The sequence below is a fragment of the Planococcus kocurii genome, from assembly GCF_001465835.2.
GTDB classification, from domain to species: domain Bacteria; phylum Bacillota; class Bacilli; order Bacillales_A; family Planococcaceae; genus Planococcus; species Planococcus kocurii.
In genome coordinates, this window is the sequence record NZ_CP013661.2 from 113,930 (window position 1) to 138,567 (window position 24,638).

Below are 24,638 nucleotides of genomic sequence, written 5' to 3' on the forward strand. Positions count from 1 at the left end.
ATACAGTAAGACTCAAATCGCAATACCTTTTTTAACTTGAAATATCAAAGTAGTAAAAACTGGTTTTCTAAATAAAAAGACAATCGTAAGTAACGGCTTCAACGGCTGTCCAGCTCTTTAGAACCACCGAATTCATCTACTACATCGAGTTGGATGAATTTCTTATTTTTCGGAAACACGTAAGTACTATATTCCCAAGATTTATATCTACCGCCCACTATCAGTAATACAGGTTCGGGACATTTATAATTCTCATTACACGAGATTTCACTCATTTGCTTAATATCTTGATTACTTAGAGTTGAACTACTATCGGGATGGTAATGCCATTCCCCAATATAGTATTCATTTTTTTTATACCACAATTGATCTAACTTCTTTTTCACACCGTTAATTCCTCTTACGAACCATGTAGGTCCGCTTTTTGAATCTGGTGGAGCTGACATAAACTTAGAAATAATTGCGGAAGTATATTGCTCATTGTAGAAACCAATCAATATACCGCCTGTTTCATTTGGATAGGATGACTTGCAGAGTATCTGAATTTCATCTAGTACTATATTAGGAATAACTACTTTAAAATTTTGATTTTCACTAGTAAAATTTAAATCATTCATTGAATACCTCATTATGAATTAGATTAATTCCTTTGAAGTTTCCGTCGCTATTTTCTTGTTCATATACACTAAATGTTGAAGATTCTCTTTCACCATATATTGATTCAAACTTTTTAATAGCAGTGGCAGCTAAAATCCACACATCATCAGCTCTAGCAGGAAACAGTGGGTGCCAACAACCCAACCCTTCCCTCGGTAGTGGTGTTTCGTTGAATTGAGTACTTTCTTCGGCTAACCAGGAATTAACACATTTTCTAAACAGACTATAATGAAAATAAGAGCCGTTATTACTAAAAAGAAATAGCCTTCTACCCGCAAATCCTAGCGAAATAGAAATAAATCGCTTTGTATCAGACCACTGATGTTGTTGCAACTGTATTAAAACCTCATCTTCTCCCGTACAGTCTAGTATCACATTATATTTTATTAACTGTTCAAAGTTATTTTCTAGATTATATTTTAACGTCCCAGGATATGATTTTACCTTAGAGTGAAGTGAGGTTTTATTTAGTCGCTTAGCCAGCGCCTCTGCTTTATTATTTCCTATTTCAGTTAGTAACAAGGTATGCCTAGTAAGGTTTCCCATTTCTAAATTGTCGTGATCAACAATCCCTAGCTTCTCTACACCTGCTCTGACTAATAACTCTCCAACAGAAGAGCCAAGTGCCCCAGCACCTATTAGCAATATTCTTGAATCGCTAATTGTTTTAGGTAACATGCCGCGGCTCATGACAGCATTTTTTGACCAATTGAATGAATGCATCCACCTTACTTTACTTCGGCTATTAATAGTAACTTTTTTTTCATTTTTGTTGCTACTGTTAATATCTAACTTAGCTGTTTTAGGGTTGAGACTGTTATCAATTAAAAGAGGAATTTCTATTCCTTTCCAAAATATTTCAGTGTATTCTTCATTCAATTTTTCTTTGATAGGGAACCCAATCAGTAGTATGTGAACTAATTTCCCTTTGCATTTTTGCCTTTTTTTAATCTGGCGCAGAATACTTCCAAGTTCTATTTTTTGACTATCACATATTTCTGTAAGTTCACTCCAAGTCAGTGGAGCTTGCCATGGCTTAAGGTGGGGGATTTCTTTTAATAATATCCAAGAACCTATAATTCTATTATCGTTTTTAGCTTGAGAAGATTGATATCCCCATTCAGTATTTCTTAAACATAATCCGTTTAGTTTCTTAAACTCTCTTACTAAAAAAATTCCACTATGTAGAGCTGAGAAAGTGGCAATTCCATATTTAACTCCAATTGAATTCCAAAACGCAAATGATCTCGAGTCTTCAGAAAAACCAATTTTTAATGAAGAAAATTCAGGAAAATCAATCAACTCAAAGAGTTCGTCTTGAGAAGTGAGTTTACTTTTTGAAGCAGCTATTAACCATTCTATGGCTCTTATAATATGCCAAGATAAACGAACTTCTTCTTGGTGTGGCTCTTCATTAGGAACAAGCCTACCTAATGTTGTTACATTTGAATCTAGACATAATAAACCGCTTCTCCATGGGTAATCATTATTGCCTTCGTAATTGTACATCTGATGTGGAAATGTTTGAGTTAAGCTATTTTGTTTTGACGGGTAAAAACCAATATTTCCTCTTGGATAATCATCGTCAATTAATATATACCATTCGGTATAACTATTTATTACAGCAGATTCAATTTCGTCCGAGTATAACGAACAATGAAGAACCCATTTTTTTATGGGTTCTATCCACCTTAAATCATCGATTATCTCAATTCCTTCTACGAATTCCGTAGCTCTACGTCCCGTAAGTAGAACCTCATTAGGAATTTTCATAGACCTCACCCAAATCTACCGCCTGAAACAGAAGAGGTCGGTTCGGTTCTTGGAGTAAAACTATCTTGTGATTTTTTCGTATTAGAAGGTGGTTCTGGAAACTTTGAGCCAAATAATTCTCTCCATAATTCAATGCTCTCCACCTTATCGGTACTATCTAAAGCTTTTCTTGCAATCAACGCAGCTTCAATCACTAAATCATAAAATTCTTTATATTCTTCATCACTAATACGTTTAAAGACGTCATGTTCGGGGACTCCATGATCTTTCAAAAAAGGCTTTTCAGGATATTCTTTAACAATATTTTCTAAAGTCAGTGTAACTCCTTCAGCAATCGATCCTATGCCATCCGGACAACTTAAACCTACAAAATGTTCTAAAGGATATCCTTTAGGATACTTAGGGTTGGGGTTTAACTTTTTCCACCACTTCAGAGCTTTCACTACATTTACGTAATTCCTATTACAATCCGCATTTTTATTCCAGGTCCACTTAATTTGTGCTAATGGATCGGTTTTTTCCCATTTTCCCGCTTCTCTATCCGGAATTAATAAGGGTTCCGTTTTCCATTCTTTTTGATAGTCTATGCTCCAAGATTTAGTAAGAGCCCAATTCTCCAAGTCTTCTATCGAGTAAGAAGTCGATATGCTATTTGTTGTAAGTAACTCTTTTTGTGTCTCTGAAGGTGCAGATGTAATTACTAAGTCAAGCTCGACATAGCTAAGTTCAATACCAATAGATCGCCCTTGCATTTTATATTTCCCTTTGTAATGTTTTTCTAAGAAAGGGACAAATTTATCTAATGCTTCTTGAGGAGAGTACTGCTCTGTATCTAACGTTGTCACAACAATCACATCTACGTCTGACTTATTTCCATTTTTAGATCGAACAGCGGTCGCCCTTCTATAACTTCCTTGTAAGAATGTGTTAACAAGAATCGAAGACAATTCTCCATCTTCCAATAATCTCTTTCGTAAAATACTGTGGCCTTTTTTTAAATCGTTTATTTGATTATCTGTTAATCTTATACCTAATAAAAAATCATTAAAATAAGATTTTACTTCCATTTTATGCACTCCCCTTCATGTATTTAAGGTAACTCAATAGTTGGAAAATAATCTTTTGCTATTTCAAAGTCGTATTCATAGAGAGTTAACTGACCAAAGTTTCTTGAAAGTTGTCCTAAGAAGAACCAAAAACCATTTGGGCCAGCTCCAAAAAAGTGGTATCTTCTTTTCCTATCCTCTTTTTGAAGTCCATTTAAAGTTTTTGATATCTCGTTAGCAAGATACATAGCATGGTTTCCATCGCGTATTGAATTGAAACTCGGAGATTCTTCAAAATAAAATCTAATAATAGATTTAGCAGACAACTCTTTGGTTTCAATATATTCTCTTACATCTTGAACAGCTGGATGTGTCATTTCTATTACTATAACAATATCACTGCCATTTTCATCAATAATATCATGGCTAACTTGCCATAATGGATATTGCTCTTTTAGCACCTTAGAGTTTGATCGCCAAATCGCTCTTCCATCCAGCCCTTTTTGAATAGGAACTGCTTTCACTCCAGATTTTGGATCAAGAAGAAAACCGGTTGTAAAAGCAATAGTTGAATGAGTATCTAAATAAATGCAATAAGAGTTACCTTCTGCTAAACTACATCCTATAAAATCTTCTACAGCCGCTTTAATATTTACATTCCAGCTAAATTCATCTTTTAGATATCGACCGTCAAAATAATGTAATAAACAAGTCATTGTAGTTGTATCGTTCTCTAGATTTTCAGCTCTTCGAATGAAGCTCCTTATTCCAACAGGAACTTCTTCCGTTAACATAATGTTGCGACCTGTCCACAAATCTTCAGATTTACATATTTCTATTAACTTTTCTTTATTAAATTTCGTTTGATCTTCTTGAAACAATCGTTGAAGCAAATTGACATATGGGTTAATACGTTGTGAGAGATCGATAGGTTTTAATCCAACCGCCGATAGTTGTCCATTTAAAATCCTAAGGAACGGTTCATATTGATGAAAATTATTCCAAATTCGAATAGCTTTTAAAACACTTTTCAATTCTTCGTCTTCTTTAATTTCTAAATGATTTTTCAATTTTTCTCTTACTTGAGCTATATACGATCTGCTTTTTCCATCAAATAAAATTTCTTCTTTGAAATATCCTCCTTTAGTGTCAACAATTTTTAATTTCGCTAATTCGTCGTCCGGGTGTATAGCCCATGGCGTAACTAAGACTGCAACCCCTAATTCATTGTCTTTATTCAAAACTGGCAACGCTACTTTAACCTTTTCTAGAAAAGAATATTTAGAAGCATTGATGAAGTCCGGATTCATTAAGTTATCGAGGGTTATACTATTTCGATAATCCACATGATATTTTACTTGGTAATACTCTTTGTGAATTAGCTTCCCACTTATATCCCTTATAGGTTTCTTATAGCGAATAACTATATCATCAAGAGATTTTATTTCCTGATCTTCATAAGAGATAGTATCTACATTAGAGTGATCACTTAACATATCACACGCTTTTAACCAAAAGAAAAGTATTTGATACTCGTCCCCTAAACTCCTAGCTTTTATCGGATTCGCCATAAATAATATTTCACCTCATTATTGTCAAACTATTCTTTAATTTTCTCATAATATCCATTATTATTCCATACATTGAAAATGTAGTTTTATTTAAATTGCAAATCACATCTTCAAAAATTATTCGTTGTTCTAAAACTTATACTCAAGTTAAGTTATCTATTAGTTTTACTTGAAGATAACGACATATTAAAATTACATTTTAATAAATTATTAATGATTGAGTTAGACTACAACTTATATATTATCGGCGAATATAATAACGTATTAAATTTAATAAAAAAATAAGTATTAGGACAGTTATGCGTAGCTATTATACTATCGACATAGGAGTAAGATTATGAAAATATGTTATAATCCGTTTAACAGAACCCACCACGCCTCTTCACAATGCGGACCACGGTGGGTCTTATTACGATTTCGTTATTTTGCTGTGGGGGTTCGGTCATGAACATTAACAAGTTTAACGAAAATTCAACCGGCCGGTTATTGGTTGGAAAAATAGATCGAGACAAGATTAATAGGCTAACAGGAATTGCTTTCCTTGAAGAAGAAGTCTTCATCTATCCGGGTGCCATCAAACATATTAATCGCAATCATCCACTTGTATGGAATCAGTACAAGAACGAACTTCCTTCTATTCTTTTAAACCCCGATTATATCGGCAAAAATCCAACAGTTCCGAATAGCGTCGAACTCTACAAATTTGTTAGCCAGCAGCTTCTTCTGGCGGTTAAATTGGACCCGAGTGGATATTTGTTTGTGTCAACTTTTTATGTGCTCGATAATGCAGAACATAAAATCAAGAAGAGGCTGGCAAGCGGGCGTATTCAATTATATACATAAGCCGATAGCTTGAATAAAACACGTTTCGTGTTATGATAAAGATAAGAAATGATTAGCTATGAAGAATCTTGATTAGGTAATACGGGTCATTAAGGTGGGAAAGGTTCCCCACGCGCTCACTATGAGTTATCAGAGATCCCGGATACGCCGCCCGGGTAATAACCCCCTAAATAAGTAAGCCTCTAACTTCGGTTAGAGGCTTTTTTCTTTGCATGTCTTATTTTCTTATAACCCGCATCCTTATAAGTTTACTGTTTTTCCAGATAACGATAAATGGTGGTACGAGAAACGCCCCATCTTTCAGCCACATCTTTAATCGGTGTCCCACCTTGAATCAGCGAACGCATCATTTCAATATCTTTCGGTCCAAATTTCTCCGGACGTCCCCCCAAACGCCCTCTTGCTCGGGCAGCTGTCCGTCCTGCAGCCGAACGTTCCTCAATCAAATTCCGTTCAAATTCGGCAAATGCCGCGAACAAGTGAAACATCAGTTGGCCTGTTGCATTGCGTTTATCCATCGTCAAGTTTTCCTGCAAACTATGGAATGCGACACCCCGTTCATTTAGGGCATTCACCAGTTGAATCAAGTCCTGCATGTTTCTTCCCAAGCGATCCAATCGCCAAACTACAATCGTGTCCCCTTCGCGAGCATACGAGATGGCTTCTTCTAAACCGGGACGTTGCTTTTTCGTTCCACTCATTTTGTCGTGAAATGTTTTATCGCAGCCATAAGCTGCTAACGCATCCAGCTGTAAATCCAAATTTTGTAATCCTGTAGACACACGCGCATATCCAATGAGCACTCGATCCCTCTTCTCTTCTTTTTCAATGAATTCATTGTACCATAAGATAAAAACAGTGTGGTTAATGTACATAGAATACTGTACAGGGTTTTATAACACGAAACGCATGAAAAAAGATCCTTTTCAAACCGAAGAGTGCTGTGTTCAGAAAAGGACCGAGTTTTGGAAGATAGATTACAGATAACAATCAAAAGAATTAAGAATAATCAATAAATAAAACTTGAAGCATTAGTAATATGGTATACTTTTCCACATATTACATAGGAGGTACAATCCAATGGTGAGAAAATAATCGGAGAGAATCTTAAAATGTTTTATTAGTTTTTAAAATACATATATGGATTTTCTCTTTCATCGAATTAAGATCTAAATCTAGCATAGAGGAGAGATATACAATGTTAAATAAATTAAGTGAGTCCATTTATTATTTATCAAATCAAGATGATCGAGAACGTCCAGCTTTAGGATTGGTGTGTGGTGAAAAACATAGCTTAATCATAGACGCTGGTAACTCTACGCAACACGCCAAAGAGTTTTTATTGGAAATTCAGAACCTAAATGTACCACCAGTTAAATATGTCGTCATTACACATGCGCATTGGGATCATTTCCTAGGTATGAATGAGTTTGATGCATCGGTAATAGTTAATAGCCAAACAAACGAATTGATGAAAGAATGGCAAAGCTTTTCGTATGATGACCGCTCGCTCCAAAAGTATGTAAGCCAGGATCTAATGAATGTGAAGTGTGCAGAGATTATAAAAGATGACATCCCAAATAGGAATGATTTCAAGTTGAACTCTCCAAATATTATTTTTGAGAAGACGATAACGATCGATTTAGGAAATAAGGTCTGTCTGCTTGAACAAGTCAAAAGTACGCATGCAGACGATTCAACAATCGTGTATGTTCCTGATGAGAAAGTTATTTTTTTAGGTGATTGTGCATACGGGACAACCACAAATTCTTTGTTTCATTTCAAACAAGCTTTGTTGTTGCCAATGATTGAAGACATTCAGAAATTTGATGCAAAAATGTCTCTTCTTGGTCACGAGTCTATTTATGATTCGGATGAAATGAATCTCTATTGGCAAGAGTTAACAGCAGCAAATCAAGCTGTAAAATCAAAATCATTAGAAGATGCTAAAGAAAACTTTGTAGCAGAAATTAAAAGAGAACCCAATGATAATGAACTGTTTTTTATTCAAGCATTTGTGAATGACCAAATCATAAATTCGTAAAAATATTAGCGAACAAGGTTTTAACGGGAACTTGAAGTGCCGCTCCAGTAAAGGCTGGTCCGTTAAGAAGAATAACGCATCTGCATCATATGGCATCTATGCAGTATATCTTTCTTTTCCTCCAACAGCACCATTTTTTTAACTCATCTACACAGAAGAGTTTTTCGCAAAATGCCACGGTGAAATAAAACAGCAATAAACTCTCATTATGAATAACCCCTAAACTCGATGCGTTCACATGACAATTTCGAGCCTATCTTACTAGTAATGCCAGAATATTTTCAGTGGCAAGCTTCTGTACTTTTAAATCCGTTTTCATTTGGATAGAGCTTTTTGCCAGTTCTAAACAAAATTCACTTTCGTCAAACCGTACAAAGCCAAACAATTGTGTAGAAATCCATCCCATTACGAATCATCTGAACATCTCTTTCTAAGGATGTTAACTGGTGCGCAGAGGGATGACAAGCTGTCATCTTATACCGACGATTTTCGTTTTGATAGGTATAATCGATTCTTGAATGATTACGGATCTTTGAACCTATCATGTATGTGTCTGTGTTTACATATTTGATTTTGCTTTTATCCAACAGGTTTATAAGCCTATTGGCAAACGTCTTTTTCTCTGCAGCACCATGACCGGATATTCAGATAATAATTTTTATCCGTCTCTTTTATTCTTTTTGCTAACTCTTGAATAAAGTCTTCCATTCTTCTTCCCCTTTTGGGCTTATTGCGGCTTTTTTGAGAGCCATTCTAAAGCTTCTTTTTGAATTTTTAAAGCCAGTTGCTCTTTTCCCTGGATATAGGATTCGATGTCGTACGGAAACTTCTGACTCAAACGGCTTTTTAATTCTCCATATTCTTTCCTAGCAACCGAATGAGTGCGAAGATAATCGCGAAATGCTAAATGTCTTTTAATTTCAAGACTTCCGATTTGATAAATATGGAGATGATGCGTCCGTTCATCTCCTCCTTTTTGAAAATACCTGCGTCCTGGAATTCCATTTTCGCCTTTTCCTTCATACCCTAAGCCGCGTAATTGATTAGTATAGGTATCTACTAAAGTGATTTCTTTGACTATAGCTAATATGTCTATGACCGGCTTAGCTTGTAATTCTGGAATGGATGTACTGCCAAAATGATGAATCGAAACAACCTCTTCGCCTAACATTCCCTTTAACTTAGTTGCCTCTTTGACAAATAAGGACACCCATTGTTCATCGTATGGCAAAACTACAACTTCTCTCAAAACTTCACCCTACTTTCGCTAACTCACAAATTTTTCATAAACATGAATTCTCTCAAATGTCATCAGGAAATGGTGATTTGTATCTTCAAAAACAAAATGTTACTTAAAAGTGCACCCATTGAGAGAAAGATGGAAAGCACTAAAAGTTTGGTCTTTATCCTTCTTCGTTCATGTATAAGAATTTCATGGCAAAAAAAAGCCATTTAAATTCCAAACGGCTAAGAAAGTTTGAATTTATTTAGTGTAAACAAAACGAAGAATAGGCATATTCGTTTTTAGAGTCTATTATTCCACAAAGCCCATTTCATTCAATGGCCAAAAGACGTAATTAGTGCTACCGGTTATATTCGTTATCGGCACGAGACCAATAATTCGACTATCGGTGCTACTTCGACGATTATCGCCTAAAACGAAGACATAACCTTCAGGAATCTTGTCCAGTTCTGTAAGTCCTTCAAGTGTAAAATCTTCTGTTAGCGTCCCACTTCCCAAGTTATATTGCTCCTTAAGAGAAGATAAATACGGTTCACCTTGAGCTTTCACATTTATGTACAGCTGATCATTCTCGTAGGCTACATAATCTCCCGGAACGCCAATTACTCGTTTAATATAATCTTTGTCTTTTGTCGCATGAAACACCACAATATCGGATCGTTCAGGTTCTCCGATGAAATAACCAATTTTGTTCACCAACATTCGATCCTCATTTTCAAGTGTCGGCATCATTGATTCTCCATCGACAACAACTGGGGCGAATAAGAAAAAACGAATGAGTCCAGCGACTGCTAAAGCAACAAAGAGCGCTTTTCCCCACTCCCAAAGTTCATTTTTCTCTTTTTTTGTCTGATCCACGGTTTACTTTCCCCCTTACTATACTAAATCTGAATGTAACTTAGTTACTAATAAATTACATTCAAAAAATAAACAATAACGTGAATTGATGGTGAGAGAGCCTAGTTAATAGTTAAAGGGAAAACATAATATCCTGTTCCTCGTTCCCACGTGGCGACAACTTCATAGATTGTTTTCCCACTTTGTCCATCCAGCACTACATCTTTGAAAGAACCTTTTAGATTATCTGTAGAATCCCAAATGTTAACCTGGTAAGAGATTGGTTCTTCCTCAAACTGAAGTTCAATGGATGTACTTGTATTTACGATTGGCCCGTTTCGATCACCAACCAATTCAGAAATACCGATAGTTTCTGCCTCTATCTCAACCATAGAATTTTCTTCTTGATCAAAGTAACTCCAGGCATAACCACCTAAAGCAGCAGAAAACTCCTCTTCATTCACTTCTATTTTTAATTGAGGAGGTTTTTTTTTCAGTATATTTTACATTTCCCACAGAATTACTCATGTTTTTTTCGTTTTCTGTAGCTTCCTTTTCTTGATAGCAACCAGCTAATACAACAATCATTAGCATGCTTAAAAATAATAATTTGGATTTCATCTTCATCCTCCTTAGCTCAACTTTAGACGTAAAGTACAATCTATTGGTTACAGAAGGTGACTAATTGCTAAGCTCTCAGTCTAGTGAGCATAAAGTATAGCTCTTTAGCAATGGAGAATTTTAAAGAACATTAATCTTATTATTCCCTGTAGTTTTTACCAGTTAATTGACCAGCAATTAAAGCTAACAACATATTAGTAATTATAAGGGCGCTCAGAGGCATATTCGAAACGATAAGAATTAAAGTCAATATACCTGCGACTCCAGCAAACAAAAAAGCATTGTAATTCATAAAGGTCACCTCCTCGATTCATTCTTCGGATTTTGAATGTAACTTACTTCATCTTCAGCTACATTTCGTTTCCATCGTTCTCAATCGCTTTCAATCGCTTTCAACGCGTATTATTTTTCTTTCTTTTTCGAATCTCCATCTTCTTGCCAAAAAGCTGGACCCGTTACATCCGATAACCAAAACAAAACATCCTGTTCATGATTCTCGGGCTTTAAGTTGCTAATGGGCCCAGGATTAAAGGTGTAGTCCCCTTGTTGAATTTTTTCTTCCCTCACATAGTCTTTGAAATGGTAAGCTCCATATCCTTGTACCGTATTTGTTCCTTCTGGTTGAGGAGATTCTTCTCGAATCGACGCATGGACCTCTGCTAAATAACTAAAGAACCTAGACAGTGAAAGGTATCCTTCCGAATTCCCGACAAATGAAACGCCAACTTCATCGATTTTGATTTCCATTTTTGCTTTTTTTGAAAAATATGGATCAAAATCGTAAAATATCTCTTTCTCTTTTTTCATTTCCTTCTTTTTTTTCGCCATTTTATTTACGCTCCTCGATTGTTTTTCATAGGTTTGAATGTAACTTTTCTGCACATCTGTTGCATTTAATGGCTTGCGCTATTATATGTTCTTCAATCAGAAGACTCAGCTATATAATAGGATGGTTTATTGTACCCAAATTTTATATTTAAAATGAAACAGTAGGATAAACTACTAGAAAACTGATGACTTCCCTTTTTTATAAAAGACGATGTTCAATATCAACTTGGACGACTTGAAAATCTTTTGCAATAACAAGGGTTGGTCCTAAGCGTAGGTCGCTAACGAACTTTTCATTTGAAAAACTGGGAATCCATTAATTGTTACTTCAAATATACATATACCACAAGAAGATAGCTAGCTAATTTTGGAAATTAAACCGTTCGTAAACATATCGAAATCCGTTATGAACGTTCGCATGTTTACAGCTACTTTTGCGGTCTGATTTGTTTAAGATAGAATGGATGAAAACACGTTTTTTCTATAATTGTATGAATCACTCTTATTTTGGACTAACTAAAACGAACCGTGTAAAATTGAACTTTAACGAAGAGGAGGTCATGGCTATGTGCACATCCCTAACGTATTCAACGAAAGATCATTATTTTGGGCGTAACTTGGATTTGAATTTATCGTATGGTGAATCGGTCACGATCACACCTAGACATTTCCCATTTGAATTTAGAAAAGTGAAGGCTGCACCACATCATTACGCTTTGATTGGGATGGCGGTTGTAGTGGACAACTATCCTTTGTATTTTGAGGCTACGAATGAAAAAGGGTTGAGCATGGCGGGGTTAAACTTTCCGGACAATGCGTATTTCTTTTCAGCAGTAGAAGGCAAAGACAATGTGTCTCCATTTGAATTTATCCCGTGGATTCTTGGGCAATGCGCATCGATTACAGATGCAAAAAAGCTATTAGCAAACTTGAACCTTGTGAACATTAATTTTAGTGAGGACTTACCGCTGTCGCCGCTCCATTGGATCATTGCAGATCAAACCCAGTCCATTGTTGTGGAATCGGTAGCGGAAGGATTACAGATTTACGACAACCCAGTGGGCGTGCTGACAAACAACCCGCCTTTTGATTATCACTTGCTGAATTTAACAAACTACCGCCATCTCTCTACAACTACACCTGCAAATACGTTTTCCTCACAACTAGAGCTGGGTATACACAGCCTTGGCATGGGAGGACTTGGGCTTCCGGGAGACTTGTCGTCACCTTCTCGCTTTGTCCGCGCGGCTTTTGCGAAATCAAATTCGGTAGCGGGTGATTCAGAAGCAGAAAGCGTCAGCCAATTTTTTCATCTCTTAAAATCGGTCGCCTATGCAAAAGGGTTGTGCGAAGCAGGCGAAGGAAAATTTGAATACACGATTTATTCTTCTTGTTGCAATGTGGATAAAGGAATATATTATTACACGACTTATGAAAATAGCCAAATTACGGCCGTACAAATGAACAACGAAGATTTGGATGGTGCTCAATTGACTGCGTATCCACTCGTCAATAAAGAGCAAATCAATATTATCAATTAATTTAAGTAACAAAAATGATTCTGCGATTAGCTGCAGAATCGTTTTTTTACTTACAGCTATCTTTGCTATTAAATCACGACTCTCTAACGAATTTTGAAATCGTTCAATCCTCTGTGTCTTCTCAACAAATCAAGAAAGGCAGAAAGTGCTTTTGTTTGAAAAGGTGACCTCGTGACAATTGAAAAGTCTCTGGTATACGGCATTTCTTTAATGTTTAAGATTTTTAAATCGCCATAACGCAGCTCTTTTTGAATCGCCCACTCGGATAGTAAACTGATGCCCATACCAGCTTCAATCATTGCTTTGATTGGCTGTGTACTACTGAAATGCATAATGGATTGTGGAGACATTGAAAATTGCTTGAAGACATTTTCAGCTGCTTCTCTCGTACCCGAGCCAAGTTCTCTTAAAATCCATGTTTCTTTTATTAAGTCTGGCATGGTAATTGACTTCTGTTGGCGCGTTAGCACATGATCTGCACAAGCAACGACTACCATTCGATCTTCTGCAAATGGTTCGGTTTTCAATTCTGGCACCTCTTTAAAATGACCTTCTACTATCCCCACATCTAACTGATGACTGAGTACAAGTGCTGCAATCGTTGTTGTGTTGCCAATCGTCACAGTTGGTTTAATGTCTGGGTATTGTTCTTTTGCTTCTGCAATAATGCGTGGTAATAAGTATTCTCCAAATGTATAACTAGCCCCGATCGCAATCGACCCGCTGGCTTTATGAGTCAAGTCTTCAAGAAGGTGATTCATTTTTGTATAAAGTTCTTTGATTTCAATAGCATGATGATAAACAATTTCGCCTGCTTTGTTTAACCTGACGTATTTATTGGTTCGTTCTAACAATTTGACTCCTGTCAATTCTTCTAATGACCGAATATACTGACTAACGGCAGGTTGTGTCATATGCAACGCTTCGGCTGCTTTGGAAAAATTTTTCTTTTCAACTACCTTGAGAAACACTTCCAATCGTAGATCCATCTCTATCCTCCACTCTTACATACAGCTTTACTTATTATCACTATTCTAATTATTTATTTTACTAATGTATAGTGCTTTTCTATACTTACTACAGGAGGTTTTATCATGTCTGCTTATTATCAAAAACTAAATCGTTTCAACTTGAATTCGTCATCCCCTAAAACTGCTTGGTTAGGCGGCATGGCATTCACATTTTTAATTGCTTTTCTCGGATATCTGTTAGCACAAGTACCTGGATTTGATCAAATTGGTCAGTTAGCCTGCGCGATTATCATTGCGGTTTTCTACCGTCAGATTTTTGGTTATCCGAATGCCATTCGTTCAGGTATCACATTTTCGTCCAAACGTTTATTGCGTGTTGCCATTATCTTATACGGACTAAAATTAAACATTGATACAGTTTTAAGTGATGGACTTTGGCTTTTAGTGCGTGATCTTGGTGTTATTACTTTCGCTATTTTAATGACGGTATGGCTAGCGAAACGCTTTAAAGCCGATAAAACCATTTCGTTATTGCTTGGTGTTGGTACCGGCGTGTGCGGAGCAGCTGCGATTGCAGCGATTGCACCAATTATTAAAGCAAAAGACGAAGATACAGCTATTGGGGTTGGAATTATCGCGTTGATGGGGACAGTATTCGCGATTTCTTATACAGTTATTCGTCCTTTTTTACCGCTTGACGACATTGAATACGGCATGTGGGTCGGCATAAGCCTTCATGAAATCGCCCATGTTGCATTAGCAGGTGCGCCAGCTGGAGAAGACGGATTAGCTATGGCTTTACTTGGAAAACTAGGGCGCGTCTTTTTACTTGTCCCTCTTTGCTTTATCTTTATTTTTATGATGAAACGCAAAAACAAAGGTGAAGAAACAACTGCAAAGATTGAATTTCCATGGTTCTTGCTTGGCTTTATCTTGTTGAGTATTTTAGGAAGTTATGTCTTTGGTCCCGTTATTCCTTTCCCCGATGCATTGCGTGACTTTGTATCGACATTGACAACCTGGTTATTGACGGCTGCAATGGTCGGGCTCGGCTTGAACGTCAGTTTGCGAGATTTGCGAGAACGTGCATTACTGCCGCTCGCCGCCATGACTATTACGTCAATTTTGCTGTCGATTCTTACGTATTTTATCGTTTGATATTTCTATCCCCCAAAGTTATTCTATGGAATAACTTTGGGGGATTTTTTTGAACTAGTTCTTTCTAAATTGAGTATTTCACTTTGACCTTTTACATTGACTTGAATAGTTTTTAATTTAGACAACAATTTTTTACTAATAATTCGTGTTTTTTTGAAAAAATTACTATACAAAAGAGAGGTAATAAAGCTATAATAATTTCAGTTTGATAATTTGAACGGAAAGGGCATCTGATTTTATCATTAATTATTAACCTGCATTTATTATATTGAGATTGGGGATATATCATTGAACATTAAAAAATTCTTATACACAACTACAACTGTCGTACTTGCTGTCGTCGCTCTTGCTTCACCCGCATCAGCTGCATCAACTACTTCTTCACATTCTTTTACTGATGTCGGAGACCGCTACGCAAAAGCAGTAGATTTCTTATATGCGGTAGAACTTATTAACGGAAAAAGCCCAACGAAATTTGGTACCAATGATCCTTTGACGCGCGGAGACGCTGCTGTTATCCTCGCAAATACGTTGTTTTCAACTATTGAAAATCCAAAAGATGCAGGATTTAAAGATCTGAATACTCGTGTACGTGCCTCTGTAAATGCTCTTGCAGAAGTAGGAATTGTATCTGGAGTAACTCCAACTGAATTTCAACCTGGAGCCCCGTTAAGCCGAGGCGCGATGGCAAAGTTTCTATCTTTAGCATTTGAATTAGAAGAATACCAACAGCAAACACCATTTTCTGATGTAGGCGGCGTATTTAAGCCTTACATCGAGTCATTGTATGGCGCACAAATTACTGCCGGTAAAACACCATCAACTTATGGAACACATACACAAATTACTCGTGGAGAATTTGCAAACTTGCTTTATAAAACAATCGAAACAACTACAGATTGGTTATATTATCCAGAGGTTGCTGATGTTAAAGTGACTACAGTGACTTCTACTACGGTCACGTTAACAGAACCAGCATTGGCTGATTACACAGCTACTGAAATAGCTGACTTCTTGGAGTTTATGGTGATTCTCGAAGATGGAACTGAAGTACCTGTAGAACCAACTTCGTTCAAATTATCTGCGGATCGTTTAGTGTTGACCATTGGACATACGAAGCAAAACTTAACTGGAAAAGCGGGTCACTTTGTTGTGAGTGATTTTGATATTAGTTTCGAGTCACCATTTAACTTCAAATTGAAATAAGCTTTATAAAACCCCTTGAATGGAATCACTCGTAAGTGAACTCCTTCAAGGGGTTTTTCATATGTATTCAATTAGTCAGTTGGAGACTTTCGCGTGATGGCATCGTTAAATTTTGCCTCTTACAATATATTGGGCTTTCTTATACGATCATTATTCTAGATTTTTGTAACGGGCACTTTCACGGCTCTTCGCTTTTCTGGCCAGTTCACAAGAAAAATCCCTGCAAAAATCAAACTCCCCCCAACAAAAAGCGGCAATCCAACATCTTCTCCTAACACGAACCATCCGGATACAATGCCAAAAAAAGGAGCTAAAAAGAGAAAAGCACTCACTTTTCCAGAATCTCCTTTTTGCAATAAATAAAACCAAATAGTAAATTGAACAATTGAAGCTGGAATAGATAGCCACAATAAAATGGAAATAGATGTCGGGTTGATGACAAGGTAAGAGACTTCCAAGAAAAAGGAGCCAACCAGTAAAATAATACCCCCGAATAACATCTGGTAAGCGGTCAAGACCCACATATCAATGGAGCCTCCCCATTTCTTAATTAACAGTGTGCCGACTGACCAAAAAACAGCGCTTGAAAATCCAAATAAGGTACCGATTTGAAGATCTAAATGACTTCCCATTGTCACAAAAACACCCAAAAAGCCAACCAGCACGCCTAACCATTGAATGACTCGGTAACGCATACCCAGTGCGAGTGTACCGATTAATACCACAAGCAAAGGATTCATAAAAGTTAAAATAGCCGATTCGCCGGAAGTGATGGTTCGCAAGCTTAGAAAAATAGCACCCATGACACCAGCAGTTTGAATGGCACCGATAATGATGATTTTTCCCCACGTAGTTACAGTTTGAGGGTGATTTCTTTTAAACAATCTGACAAACAACATCATGATACTACCTGCAATCGTAAACCGGATGCCTGCTAATAACAAGGGGGATATGTAGAGTAAGCCAATTTTAGCTACTACAAAGGAAGAACCCATTAAACCCGTGGTCAGAATGACTAAAAAAGAGAACAGTAATTTGTCTTTCAATGTGCCACTCTCCTTTTTTAAGGGTGCGTTGTTTCTTGTTTATTTTTGTTAAAGACTAGTTAACTTCAGTGTTTGCTAATGGTTATCGACGATTGCAGTCCAGTAATCCCAAACTTCCAAATAAGCTAGCCAATCAGCTGGATGATGCTTTAAACAAATAGCTAACCGTTGATACAACCCTATTAGTACTTCTTCATAGAGCTGCTTCGTATTAGATGTGTTAACAGTTAACTTGGCAGCTGCTGCATCAAATATCTCTTTTGTTAAATCATACGGTGAAGAAAAGAAAGCGTAAATTAAATCATAATGTGGCCAGCCGAAAATCGGGGTTGGATCGATAATACCTGTTAATTGTTCTTCACTGACTAAAAAGTTATGAAATCCACAATCACCGTGAAGCAAATACGGAATTGGCTGCAAGTTCGCTTGTTCTCGCTTTGTTGGTACCGGAGCTTCTATATATAGGCCCGCTCTTTTAAAACAAGGCGCAAACATTTCTTTTGCTGCTTCTACTTCTGCTGTTAAAAATTGTTCCCACGTGCTCACAGTTGCCCCTTGCCAGCCCCACTGTTCGTGTGTGGAAGTAGGCTGATAGTGATTGAGTAAACCCGAAACCAGATGTTGCATCAGTTTATTTTTACTACTGTTAAAGGATGTAGCAATCGCACAAGGAATATGTGTATAGACCATGAACTGAAAACCGGGATCGACAAGCGTGAGATCTGGTAGTAAGGGAATGGACTGATAAGTAGACAAAAAATCTATTTCTGCTTGAGTTGTTTCGGCTTTATTTATTTTGAGGACATGAGCTTTGTCATTTTCTTTAGTAAGCAGATAAACCTCACTCCTTGTTCCACCACTCAAAGCTGTGCACGTCCAATCCAGTTTGTCTCCATTCAGTTGGGGAAGAATTGTTGTTATATCCATTTATTGCTCCTCCGTTTAAATCAGATCAGTAGAATAAGCATACCATTATTCACATTGAAAATTTATACTAGTTAAATTAATCCGAATCAGTAACTTGCTTACTCGGTTAGATAATTAGCCAATTGTGCATTTTTTATGGAGTTTATTCTGAGTAAATGAAGGTATACACATACTAAGTTCAGCTTGTTAGCAGACTAACGAGAGAAGGAGGAGAATTTTTTGTGAATGCTTATGCGAAATTCGGTATAATGATTTTGACTTCAACTTTTTTGATGTATTGGTTAATGTTCTTGAATATTTTTCAACTTGACCATATTTTTTACAGTGAGACTCGCGTTTATATGGCCTTGATTATGGGCTCGGTGATGGCGATTGTCATGCTGCTGTTCATGTGGCCAATGTACAAAAACAAAAAAACCAATACCGTGATTCTCGGAGGAAGTGCAGTTATATTCGCGCTTTCGCTATGGCTCGTCCGTAGCCAAATACTTGTAGAAGATGTTAAATGGATGGAAGCGATGATTCCCCATCATTCGATCGCCATCTTAACGAGTGAACGCGCCAACATTTCAGATCCTCGTGTTCGTGAACTGGCAGACTCAATTATCGAAGCACAACGTAAAGAAATTGCCGAAATGAAAAAGCTAATTAAAGATCTTGAAGACGAAGAATGATCAAAGTCAATTAACCAGAAAAGCCAAGAGCAGATTGGATGCTCTTGGCTTTTTTCTATTGCTAGTTCCTTATTAAAAGGCAATAACAAATGGCTGTGTACGATCATCTAAACAATACTCGATTCTTTCTCTAAAGTTTCCCCAAGTAACCATTGCCAAAGCTTCGGCAATTGGATAAAAACCTACTAGTAGACTTTCAGCAGATGTTTTTGCTTGACCACCGACAGGTTTTGCTAAAAAAAGCATATTGCAAATTGAATTTTCCACATTTTGAAACACACCGCAAAATTTCTGGATTTCAATATCAATACCGGTTTCTTCTTTTACTTCTCGAATCGCTGCCATTTCAAGCGATTCTCTTTCTTCTACTTGTCCGCCTGGCATTTCCCATCCTCTACGTGGTCCTTTTATCAGTAATATTTCACCTTCGTCATTTAGAACAATTGCTGCCGCAGACAAGATATGACTCGGGGGTAAGAAAGCTGGTTTCTCATCTTCATTACTTAGAACCATGTAACTTCACTCCTTAAATTTAGATAGAACCTGAATAAGTTTACTTAGCCAAAGTAACTCGTTACAATTCATCTCCAGCTATTTTTTCTATTGACCAACGATGACGTTTATATCGCTCCCATACGGTCGGAATAACTAATTGTTGACTGTTCATTTCTTCCCACTCTGCTAACGTTGCAAATTTAGCACCACACACCTCACCTGCTTGTAATTTTAAGTCTGTCAGGTTGAGCTGATTTGGACTTTTCCATACATAGCTATCTAAATAATAAGGATGTTTCTTCATGCTGCTAATATGATGCAATTTGCTTGGGTCAGCGAATATGCCTGTTTCTTCTTCCAGTTCACGAACTGCTCCGATTCGACTGGTTTCTCCAGTCGTAATAGATCCACCTGTAAATTCCCATAGCAATGGATACGTTTTTGCCTTATCTCTTTGAGTAACTAATAGTTTTCCGTCTTTATTGAGTGTTAAAATTTCAACGACAATATGATATTCCTCTTGCTCCACGAGTTCACCGCGGACATGTTTCTTGCCAAGTGGTTTTCTTGTTCCATCAACTAAATCCCAAATTTCCATAAGACTGGTTTCTCTACCTTCTGTTTATTCTGTCTTTCCATCGCAGATTACAACTTCCAACAAAAGGAACATACCACACAAATCGCCTGCTCTATTCCTTTTATTGCGATAAGCTATAGCAAGAGTACTAAGTTTCAAAATTGGAATTTAACGTAGAAAATGGTTCCTTGCTCGCTAGATTCTACTTCAATTTTTGCCTTATGACGTGCCGCGATTGCGTACGAAATACCCAATCCTAAACCTGTTCCGTTATCTTTTGTTGTATAAAAGGGTGTGCCGATTTTTTGCATGACTTCCTTATCCATGCCAGTACCTTGATCTTCTATTTCAAGCACGACCTTTTTTCCGTCTTCTATATACGTCCGAATAGACAGCAGCTTTTCTGGCTTCATCGCCTCTAAACCATTTCGACACAAATTAATTAATAATTGACGAATTTCATCTCGGTTTAATAATAATTCGGGGATTTCCAATGTCTCAAATTCGATAAATTTGTTTTGATTAAACGTATCAATCTTTAATAACGGAGAGATGTCGTAGATGATGTCATTTAAATTTTGCATCTCCAAATCTGACGATCGGGTATTTCCCATCGATAAAAACTCCGAAATGATTGCGTTGGCACGGTCCAATTCATCAATCATTAAATCAAAATAAGGATTGAATTTCTGTAATTCATTGTTGTCGGTAAGTAATTGCAAAAATCCTCGAACAGTCGTCATTGGATTTCGAATTTCATGGCTTATTCCTGCGGCCATCTGCCCAATCAATTCCAAATTGGATAAACGCTTTAGTTCGTTCTCATAATTCTTTTTCTCTGTGGTGTTTTTACATAAACAACAAATGCCGTCATCAAAAGGGTAGGCAACTAAATCGTAGCAATAGCCGTCTTCTGTAGATGAAATTTCAAAATGTACGGGCTTTCTATTAACCATGGCTTGAGAAAACTCTTTGTACAAAATCTTATTGAAATCATCCGGAAAAATAGACCATAATTTCTCGCCTAGTACATTTTCAGCCGTTTTTCCTATCGGCAGTTCTTGGTATTGATTGATGTATATAAATTCCCAGTCTTTGTTTAGCGCGAAAAAACCATCCATAATACTTTCAATTACACTTGTGACTTTGTCGTTGGCATTTGCCAATTCTTTAGTTCGTCTTTGGACACGAAGTTCTAACTGATCCATATAAGTTAAATTTGAATAAGTAAGTGCTGTCGTATCAATAATAGACTGTGCCAGATAGACCTGCGATCTCTCGTCTGATTGAAGATTTTCCATTAAACAAGCAATCATGACTACACCAAAAACATCTCCTTTAGAAATAAGCGGAATGAGAAGCAATTGACAGTTGTCTTCACTTGGAATAAATTTGGTATTCTTTTGAGCGAATATTTCTTTAATAATTGTTGCTTTGCCGTCATGAGGCTGAATTTCGTCTAGTATATTTTCCCATTCGGATTCTGTCCATTCGGATTTTTTGCTCATTTCTTTGAAACAAATAGTCTCCATATCATTAGGATTTCTTAAGTAAACTGCAACATTTTTGCACTTCACAGCCTTTTCTAAATAATAAAAACAAGTGTCCAAACTTTCTTTCACAGTTGAACATCTAGAAAGATCACGGTTAGCATCTAGTAACAATTGTTTCTCAGCAAGCAGCTGCTCTTTTTGTTTTAAATTATTGGCATTTTGAACTGCAACAGCTGCCATATTGACGTAGGCTTCCACACTTTGTATTTGCAATTCTGTTAAATTCATCGGTTTTCCACGATCAAACAAAAAAACCAGTCCGAATAAATTTTGCTCATAAATAATGGGAAGACCGAGCAGCGAATGAATGTTAAACGCGGCGATCGCGGCGGGATCTGGACGTGGATCTACTGATGTATCTGGAATGTAAATAGCTTGCTTTTTAGTTGCGATATCATGCGAAAATCGATCTGTGCTGAAGTTGATTTTCTGTGAAGTGAGAGACTGTCCGTTGATGAATTGCGGTTTCCCAGCTACCGCGCTAAATACTCCATCGCTATCAGGTAAATATATACCAATCGAGTCACATTGCACAATTTCTTCTGATATGGCTACCGAAACATGTTGCAACATGTCACCCAATTCAAGCTTTGTATTAACAATTCTCGTTAGTTCTGCTAGTCTGGAATATCTGTTTTGTTCTTTTAACATGGCTATTCGCTCCACTCTTAATCTTGATGAAGTAAAGAATACCAGTTGCATTGGATAAACTTCTCTATTTCATTTGTCTATTATTTCTGTAGCTTATCATAAAAAATATTGCGCTGGCTAATAATTTTTGATGTTTTTGCTACAAAATTGATTTCTCTAGTCAAACACTTAAAAAAGGAAGAGACAGCGTTTTAGCTAAATCCCTTCCTTTTTTATTTTGCTCGGTCGTTACTTCATGTAGCGGTATTCCCTCAAACTGTTTAAATTAAAAATTTCTTGCATCAAACCATTCCCAATATTGGTTTCTCTAACTTTTTTACGCTCTAACTCTTCATCAACTAAGCGCTTAGCCGATAGTACATCTGTGCCGTTTTGCAAAACTTCTTCTTTTGAATTGAACAATTGATGCGCGACCAATTGCATGCCATAGGAGTTGTAAAGCAACGTATATCCGGCTATCCCTGTAGTCGATTGGTAAGCTTTCGAAAACCCTCCATCGATAACCAGCATTTTGCCGTTCGCTTTGATTGGGTTTTCTCCATCTCGCTCTTTAACAGGCGTATGGCCATTAATAATACGTCCGTAATCCGGGTTCATGTCAAACTCCGTCAATATTTTGCGACAAATTTCCTCGTCTTCCCGTAAATAATAATAAGGATTTTTGCGCTCTTTGTGCGTTTCTTTGTCTTTGATAAAATAGCGTTCAAATGTAGTCATTTCTCGTTTCCCAAAGAGTGACGAATACTCCCCAGTCCACAAATACCAAACCATATCTGTCGCAAAGTCATCAGTTTCTTCCGGATGAGCAAAAGAGTAACGGAGGTAACGTTCAAAGACATCTAGCAGTTCTCGCCCAGCATAGGATTTCCCTTCGATCTCCATTTTCTCCATATTGCCGTCTTCATCTAATGGAATACAACCATGAATCAATAAATTACCATTATACTTTAAATAAAGACTCCCTTTTTTCATCAAAAATTTCATGTGTCTAGCTAGTTTTTCTGAATGTTGAACTGAAAAAAGTAACTTGTCCATAACTTGTCTTTCTTCTTCAAGCAATTCGTCTGGCTGTTCCGGATTAATGGTCGTAAAACACGTCCCATCTAATGAATACGTGTTTCCATGAATCGTTGCCGTATTTTTTTCATAATCAACTTTTTCAAGCACTAAGCGATCTGTCATATCGAAACAAGCTCTTCTTTTGATAATTGGGCTTTCGAGCTTGAATTGGATAATTGAAATGGCCTGATGGATTTTAGTGATTTGCAACTGTTCTTGCTCTGTCATTTTTTCATCTGAAATTCTTTTTGGGCGAAAAGCTACATTGTCTTCATAGTATTTCTCTGCCAAATTCAACAACGGCCTCAAGTTGATGCCATACACGTCTTCAATAATATCTAGGTTATTATAACGTGCGCATATTCGTAAAATATTCGCTAAGCACACTTTTGATCCGGCAAATGCGCCAATCCAAAGCACGTCATGATTTCCCCACTGAATGTCAACGGAATGGTAATCAATAAGTGTATCCACAATCTTATGCGGATCCGAACCTCGGTCGTAAATATCACCCACTACATGAAGATGGTCGACCACTAAACGTTGTGTCGTATAAGCCAAGCCAATAATTAGCTTGTCTGCCTGGCCTAAGGAAATGATTTGTGTCACCATTTTGGCGTAATAATCCTTTTTGTTCTTAAACTCGTCAGTCTTATACAGCAGTTCTTCTATAATATAGACAAATTGTTTTGGCAAAGCTTTACGCAGTTTTGAGCGTGTGTATTTGGAAGAAGCATAAGAAATCAGTTTTAATAGCCGCTCGATAACTTCTATGTACCATTCCTGCAATTCTGCTTTACTGCTAAAATGGCTTTTAATCAACTGTAATTTTTCTTCAGGGTAGAAAACCAAAGTCGCAAATTCGTTTAGTTCTTCTTCACTCAGTTCATTTTTAAATAAATCCTTTATTTTTACTTTTACGTTTCCGGAACCATTGCGCAATACATGTTGAAATGCCTGAAACTCTCCGTGCAAATCGCTAACGAAATGCTCTGTTCCTTTTGGCAAATCTAAGATTGATTCGAGGTTAATGATTTCGGTAGCCACTTTTTCTTCACAATCGTATTTTTGCGCTAACAAATCCAAATATTTTAAGTTCAACACCATGCATCCTCTCCTTGTCTATTTTTTATTGTTTAGCTATTGTGATGATGAGAACCATTAAAATGCCCTATAGTAATTAAGAATAACTAACTACTTTGCAACGCAGCTAGACTGTGTGTATTTAATTTGACTTTAAGGTTTACAATACAGCTCACTAAATCTTGTTCAAAAAGAGTTGTGTCTTATACCTCAGTTTACCCCAGAAACACCGCA

The 24,638-nt window shown here is 36.9% G+C and carries 25 protein-coding genes; 6 read left to right on the plus strand and 19 right to left on the minus strand.

What is annotated here, in order from left to right:
* Positions 1 to 98 precede the first annotated feature (98 nt).
* From AUO94_RS00610 to AUO94_RS00625, 4 genes are read right to left on the minus strand one after another with little or no spacing between them, the layout of a single operon-like run.
* Positions 99 to 617 carry a Mov34/MPN/PAD-1 family protein gene (locus AUO94_RS00610; RefSeq protein WP_058385432.1) on the minus strand — a complete coding sequence of 173 codons (519 nt, stop codon included), beginning with the start codon at positions 615 to 617 and terminating at the stop codon, positions 99 to 101.
* Positions 610 to 2,430: a HesA/MoeB/ThiF family protein gene (locus tag AUO94_RS00615; protein WP_156423918.1), complete on the minus strand. Its 1,821-nt coding sequence runs from the start codon at positions 2,428 to 2,430 to the stop codon at positions 610 to 612. The genes AUO94_RS00610 and AUO94_RS00615 overlap by 8 nt, the downstream gene beginning before the upstream one ends.
* 5 nt (positions 2,431 to 2,435) lie before the next feature.
* On the minus strand, positions 2,436 to 3,497 hold the full coding sequence (locus tag AUO94_RS00620; RefSeq protein WP_058385434.1) for an SMODS domain-containing nucleotidyltransferase: 1,062 nt from the start codon (positions 3,495 to 3,497) through the stop codon (positions 2,436 to 2,438).
* A gap of 23 nt (positions 3,498 to 3,520) precedes the next feature.
* A complete protein-coding gene (locus AUO94_RS00625) occupies positions 3,521 to 5,047 on the minus strand; it encodes an SAVED domain-containing protein (protein ID WP_058385435.1) in 1,527 nt (508 codons plus the stop codon).
* A 444-nt stretch (positions 5,048 to 5,491) separates the two neighbouring features.
* Between AUO94_RS00625 and AUO94_RS00630 the strand changes: the two genes are divergently transcribed.
* Complete coding sequence (locus AUO94_RS00630) at positions 5,492 to 5,890, plus strand: PBECR3 domain-containing polyvalent protein (RefSeq protein WP_062429923.1); 399 nt, start codon at positions 5,492 to 5,494, stop codon at positions 5,888 to 5,890.
* Positions 5,891 to 6,138: 248 nt separating this feature from the next.
* Here the strand turns inward: AUO94_RS00630 and AUO94_RS00635 are convergent, their stop codons facing one another.
* Complete coding sequence (locus AUO94_RS00635; protein WP_058385436.1) at positions 6,139 to 6,693, minus strand: recombinase family protein; 555 nt, start codon at positions 6,691 to 6,693, stop codon at positions 6,139 to 6,141.
* Positions 6,694 to 7,088: 395 nt separating this feature from the next.
* On the opposite strand from AUO94_RS00635, the gene AUO94_RS00640 reads away from it, so the two are divergent.
* Complete coding sequence (locus AUO94_RS00640) at positions 7,089 to 7,934, plus strand: MBL fold metallo-hydrolase (protein WP_058385437.1); 846 nt, start codon at positions 7,089 to 7,091, stop codon at positions 7,932 to 7,934.
* Positions 7,935 to 8,187: 253 nt separating this feature from the next.
* On the opposite strand, the gene AUO94_RS17315 is transcribed toward AUO94_RS00640, so the two are convergent.
* The 7 genes from AUO94_RS17315 to AUO94_RS00660 all read right to left on the minus strand — a co-directional run bounded on the left by AUO94_RS17315 (position 8,188) and on the right by AUO94_RS00660 (position 11,463).
* Positions 8,188 to 8,340 carry a hypothetical protein gene (locus tag AUO94_RS17315; protein ID WP_169793151.1) on the minus strand — a complete coding sequence of 51 codons (153 nt, stop codon included), beginning with the start codon at positions 8,338 to 8,340 and terminating at the stop codon, positions 8,188 to 8,190.
* Positions 8,341 to 8,661: 321 nt separating this feature from the next.
* A complete protein-coding gene (locus AUO94_RS00645) occupies positions 8,662 to 9,183 on the minus strand; it encodes a GrpB family protein (RefSeq protein WP_058385438.1) in 522 nt (173 codons plus the stop codon).
* 285 nt (positions 9,184 to 9,468) lie between these two features.
* Positions 9,469 to 10,035 (minus strand): signal peptidase I, encoded by a 567-nt coding sequence (lepB, locus tag AUO94_RS00650; RefSeq protein WP_058385439.1) that lies wholly within the window; start codon positions 10,033 to 10,035, stop codon positions 9,469 to 9,471.
* Positions 10,036 to 10,136: 101 nt separating this feature from the next.
* The gene (locus tag AUO94_RS00655) at positions 10,137 to 10,478 is read right to left on the minus strand and encodes a hypothetical protein (RefSeq protein WP_058385440.1); all 342 of its coding nucleotides are present in this window, start codon (positions 10,476 to 10,478) and stop codon (positions 10,137 to 10,139) included.
* On the minus strand, positions 10,471 to 10,635 hold the full coding sequence (locus AUO94_RS17175) for a hypothetical protein (RefSeq protein ID WP_156423920.1): 165 nt from the start codon (positions 10,633 to 10,635) through the stop codon (positions 10,471 to 10,473). Before AUO94_RS17175 ends, AUO94_RS00655 begins: the two co-directional genes overlap by 8 nt.
* A gap of 139 nt (positions 10,636 to 10,774) precedes the next feature.
* Positions 10,775 to 10,927: a hypothetical protein gene (locus AUO94_RS17180; RefSeq protein ID WP_156423921.1), complete on the minus strand. Its 153-nt coding sequence runs from the start codon at positions 10,925 to 10,927 to the stop codon at positions 10,775 to 10,777.
* A gap of 110 nt (positions 10,928 to 11,037) precedes the next feature.
* On the minus strand, positions 11,038 to 11,463 hold the full coding sequence (locus tag AUO94_RS00660; RefSeq protein ID WP_237150159.1) for a hypothetical protein: 426 nt from the start codon (positions 11,461 to 11,463) through the stop codon (positions 11,038 to 11,040).
* A 566-nt stretch (positions 11,464 to 12,029) separates the two neighbouring features.
* Here AUO94_RS00660 and bsh point away from each other — a divergent pair.
* Entirely contained in the window at positions 12,030 to 13,004 is a 975-nt protein-coding gene (bsh, locus tag AUO94_RS00665; RefSeq protein ID WP_058385441.1) for a choloylglycine hydrolase, read from the plus strand.
* A gap of 83 nt (positions 13,005 to 13,087) precedes the next feature.
* Here bsh and AUO94_RS00670 read toward each other — a convergent pair whose 3' ends face one another.
* Complete coding sequence (locus AUO94_RS00670) at positions 13,088 to 13,993, minus strand: LysR family transcriptional regulator (RefSeq protein ID WP_058385442.1); 906 nt, start codon at positions 13,991 to 13,993, stop codon at positions 13,088 to 13,090.
* Positions 13,994 to 14,098: 105 nt separating this feature from the next.
* Between AUO94_RS00670 and AUO94_RS00675 the strand changes: the two genes are divergently transcribed.
* Together AUO94_RS00675 and AUO94_RS00680 are read left to right on the plus strand one after the other, a co-directional pair.
* Positions 14,099 to 15,133: a YeiH family protein gene (locus AUO94_RS00675; protein ID WP_058385443.1), complete on the plus strand. Its 1,035-nt coding sequence runs from the start codon at positions 14,099 to 14,101 to the stop codon at positions 15,131 to 15,133.
* A 288-nt stretch (positions 15,134 to 15,421) separates the two neighbouring features.
* Entirely contained in the window at positions 15,422 to 16,339 is a 918-nt protein-coding gene (locus AUO94_RS00680; protein WP_058385444.1) for an S-layer homology domain-containing protein, read from the plus strand.
* Positions 16,340 to 16,494: 155 nt separating this feature from the next.
* On the opposite strand, the gene AUO94_RS00685 is transcribed toward AUO94_RS00680, so the two are convergent.
* Positions 16,495 to 17,385 (minus strand): DMT family transporter, encoded by an 891-nt coding sequence (locus tag AUO94_RS00685; RefSeq protein ID WP_058385445.1) that lies wholly within the window; start codon positions 17,383 to 17,385, stop codon positions 16,495 to 16,497.
* A 75-nt stretch (positions 17,386 to 17,460) separates the two neighbouring features.
* Positions 17,461 to 18,312 carry a phosphotransferase gene (locus tag AUO94_RS00690; RefSeq protein ID WP_058385446.1) on the minus strand — a complete coding sequence of 284 codons (852 nt, stop codon included), beginning with the start codon at positions 18,310 to 18,312 and terminating at the stop codon, positions 17,461 to 17,463.
* Positions 18,313 to 18,533: 221 nt separating this feature from the next.
* Here AUO94_RS00690 and AUO94_RS00695 point away from each other — a divergent pair, with 221 nt between their 5' ends.
* Complete coding sequence (locus AUO94_RS00695) at positions 18,534 to 18,986, plus strand: DUF305 domain-containing protein (protein ID WP_082707481.1); 453 nt, start codon at positions 18,534 to 18,536, stop codon at positions 18,984 to 18,986.
* 72 nt (positions 18,987 to 19,058) lie between these two features.
* Here the strand turns inward: AUO94_RS00695 and AUO94_RS00700 are convergent, their stop codons facing one another.
* The 4 genes from AUO94_RS00700 to AUO94_RS00715 form a co-directional block, all read right to left on the minus strand.
* Positions 19,059 to 19,499, minus strand: coding sequence for an NUDIX hydrolase (locus AUO94_RS00700; RefSeq protein ID WP_058385447.1), 441 nt, complete (start codon positions 19,497 to 19,499; stop codon positions 19,059 to 19,061).
* 61 nt (positions 19,500 to 19,560) lie between these two features.
* A complete protein-coding gene (locus AUO94_RS00705) occupies positions 19,561 to 20,079 on the minus strand; it encodes an NUDIX hydrolase (protein ID WP_058385448.1) in 519 nt (172 codons plus the stop codon).
* A 134-nt stretch (positions 20,080 to 20,213) separates the two neighbouring features.
* Positions 20,214 to 22,262, minus strand: a complete 2,049-nt coding sequence (locus tag AUO94_RS00710; protein WP_058385449.1) for a GAF domain-containing sensor histidine kinase — start codon at positions 22,260 to 22,262, stop codon at positions 20,214 to 20,216.
* A gap of 228 nt (positions 22,263 to 22,490) precedes the next feature.
* Entirely contained in the window at positions 22,491 to 24,422 is a 1,932-nt protein-coding gene (locus AUO94_RS00715; protein WP_058386910.1) for a fructose-bisphosphatase class III, read from the minus strand.
* Positions 24,423 to 24,638: the final 216 nt, after the last annotated feature.

Coding starts and splice junctions, on each gene's coding strand:
- AUO94_RS00670 (WP_058385442.1), bottom strand. CDS start 13,993: ATGGATCTACGATTGGAAGTGTTTCTCAAGGTAGTTGAAAAGAAAAAT.
- AUO94_RS00675 (WP_058385443.1), top strand. CDS start 14,099: ATGTCTGCTTATTATCAAAAACTAAATCGTTTCAACTTGAATTCGTCA.
- AUO94_RS00610 (WP_058385432.1), bottom strand. CDS start 617: ATGAATGATTTAAATTTTACTAGTGAAAATCAAAATTTTAAAGTAGTT.
- AUO94_RS00690 (WP_058385446.1), bottom strand. CDS start 18,312: ATGGATATAACAACAATTCTTCCCCAACTGAATGGAGACAAACTGGAT.
- AUO94_RS00710 (WP_058385449.1), bottom strand. CDS start 22,262: ATGTTAAAAGAACAAAACAGATATTCCAGACTAGCAGAACTAACGAGA.
- AUO94_RS00700 (WP_058385447.1), bottom strand. CDS start 19,499: ATGGTTCTAAGTAATGAAGATGAGAAACCAGCTTTCTTACCCCCGAGT.
- AUO94_RS00660 (WP_237150159.1), bottom strand. CDS start 11,463: ATGGCGAAAAAAAAGAAGGAAATGAAAAAAGAGAAAGAGATATTTTAC.
- AUO94_RS17175 (WP_156423920.1), bottom strand. CDS start 10,635: ATGAAATCCAAATTATTATTTTTAAGCATGCTAATGATTGTTGTATTA.
- AUO94_RS00630 (WP_062429923.1), top strand. CDS start 5,492: ATGAACATTAACAAGTTTAACGAAAATTCAACCGGCCGGTTATTGGTT.
- AUO94_RS17180 (WP_156423921.1), bottom strand. CDS start 10,927: ATGAATTACAATGCTTTTTTGTTTGCTGGAGTCGCAGGTATATTGACT.
- AUO94_RS00625 (WP_058385435.1), bottom strand. CDS start 5,047: ATGGCGAATCCGATAAAAGCTAGGAGTTTAGGGGACGAGTATCAAATA.
- AUO94_RS17315 (WP_169793151.1), bottom strand. CDS start 8,340: ATGGGATGGATTTCTACACAATTGTTTGGCTTTGTACGGTTTGACGAA.
- AUO94_RS00705 (WP_058385448.1), bottom strand. CDS start 20,079: ATGGAAATTTGGGATTTAGTTGATGGAACAAGAAAACCACTTGGCAAG.
- AUO94_RS00640 (WP_058385437.1), top strand. CDS start 7,089: ATGTTAAATAAATTAAGTGAGTCCATTTATTATTTATCAAATCAAGAT.
- AUO94_RS00615 (WP_156423918.1), bottom strand. CDS start 2,430: ATGAAAATTCCTAATGAGGTTCTACTTACGGGACGTAGAGCTACGGAA.
- bsh (WP_058385441.1), top strand. CDS start 12,030: ATGTGCACATCCCTAACGTATTCAACGAAAGATCATTATTTTGGGCGT.
- AUO94_RS00620 (WP_058385434.1), bottom strand. CDS start 3,497: ATGGAAGTAAAATCTTATTTTAATGATTTTTTATTAGGTATAAGATTA.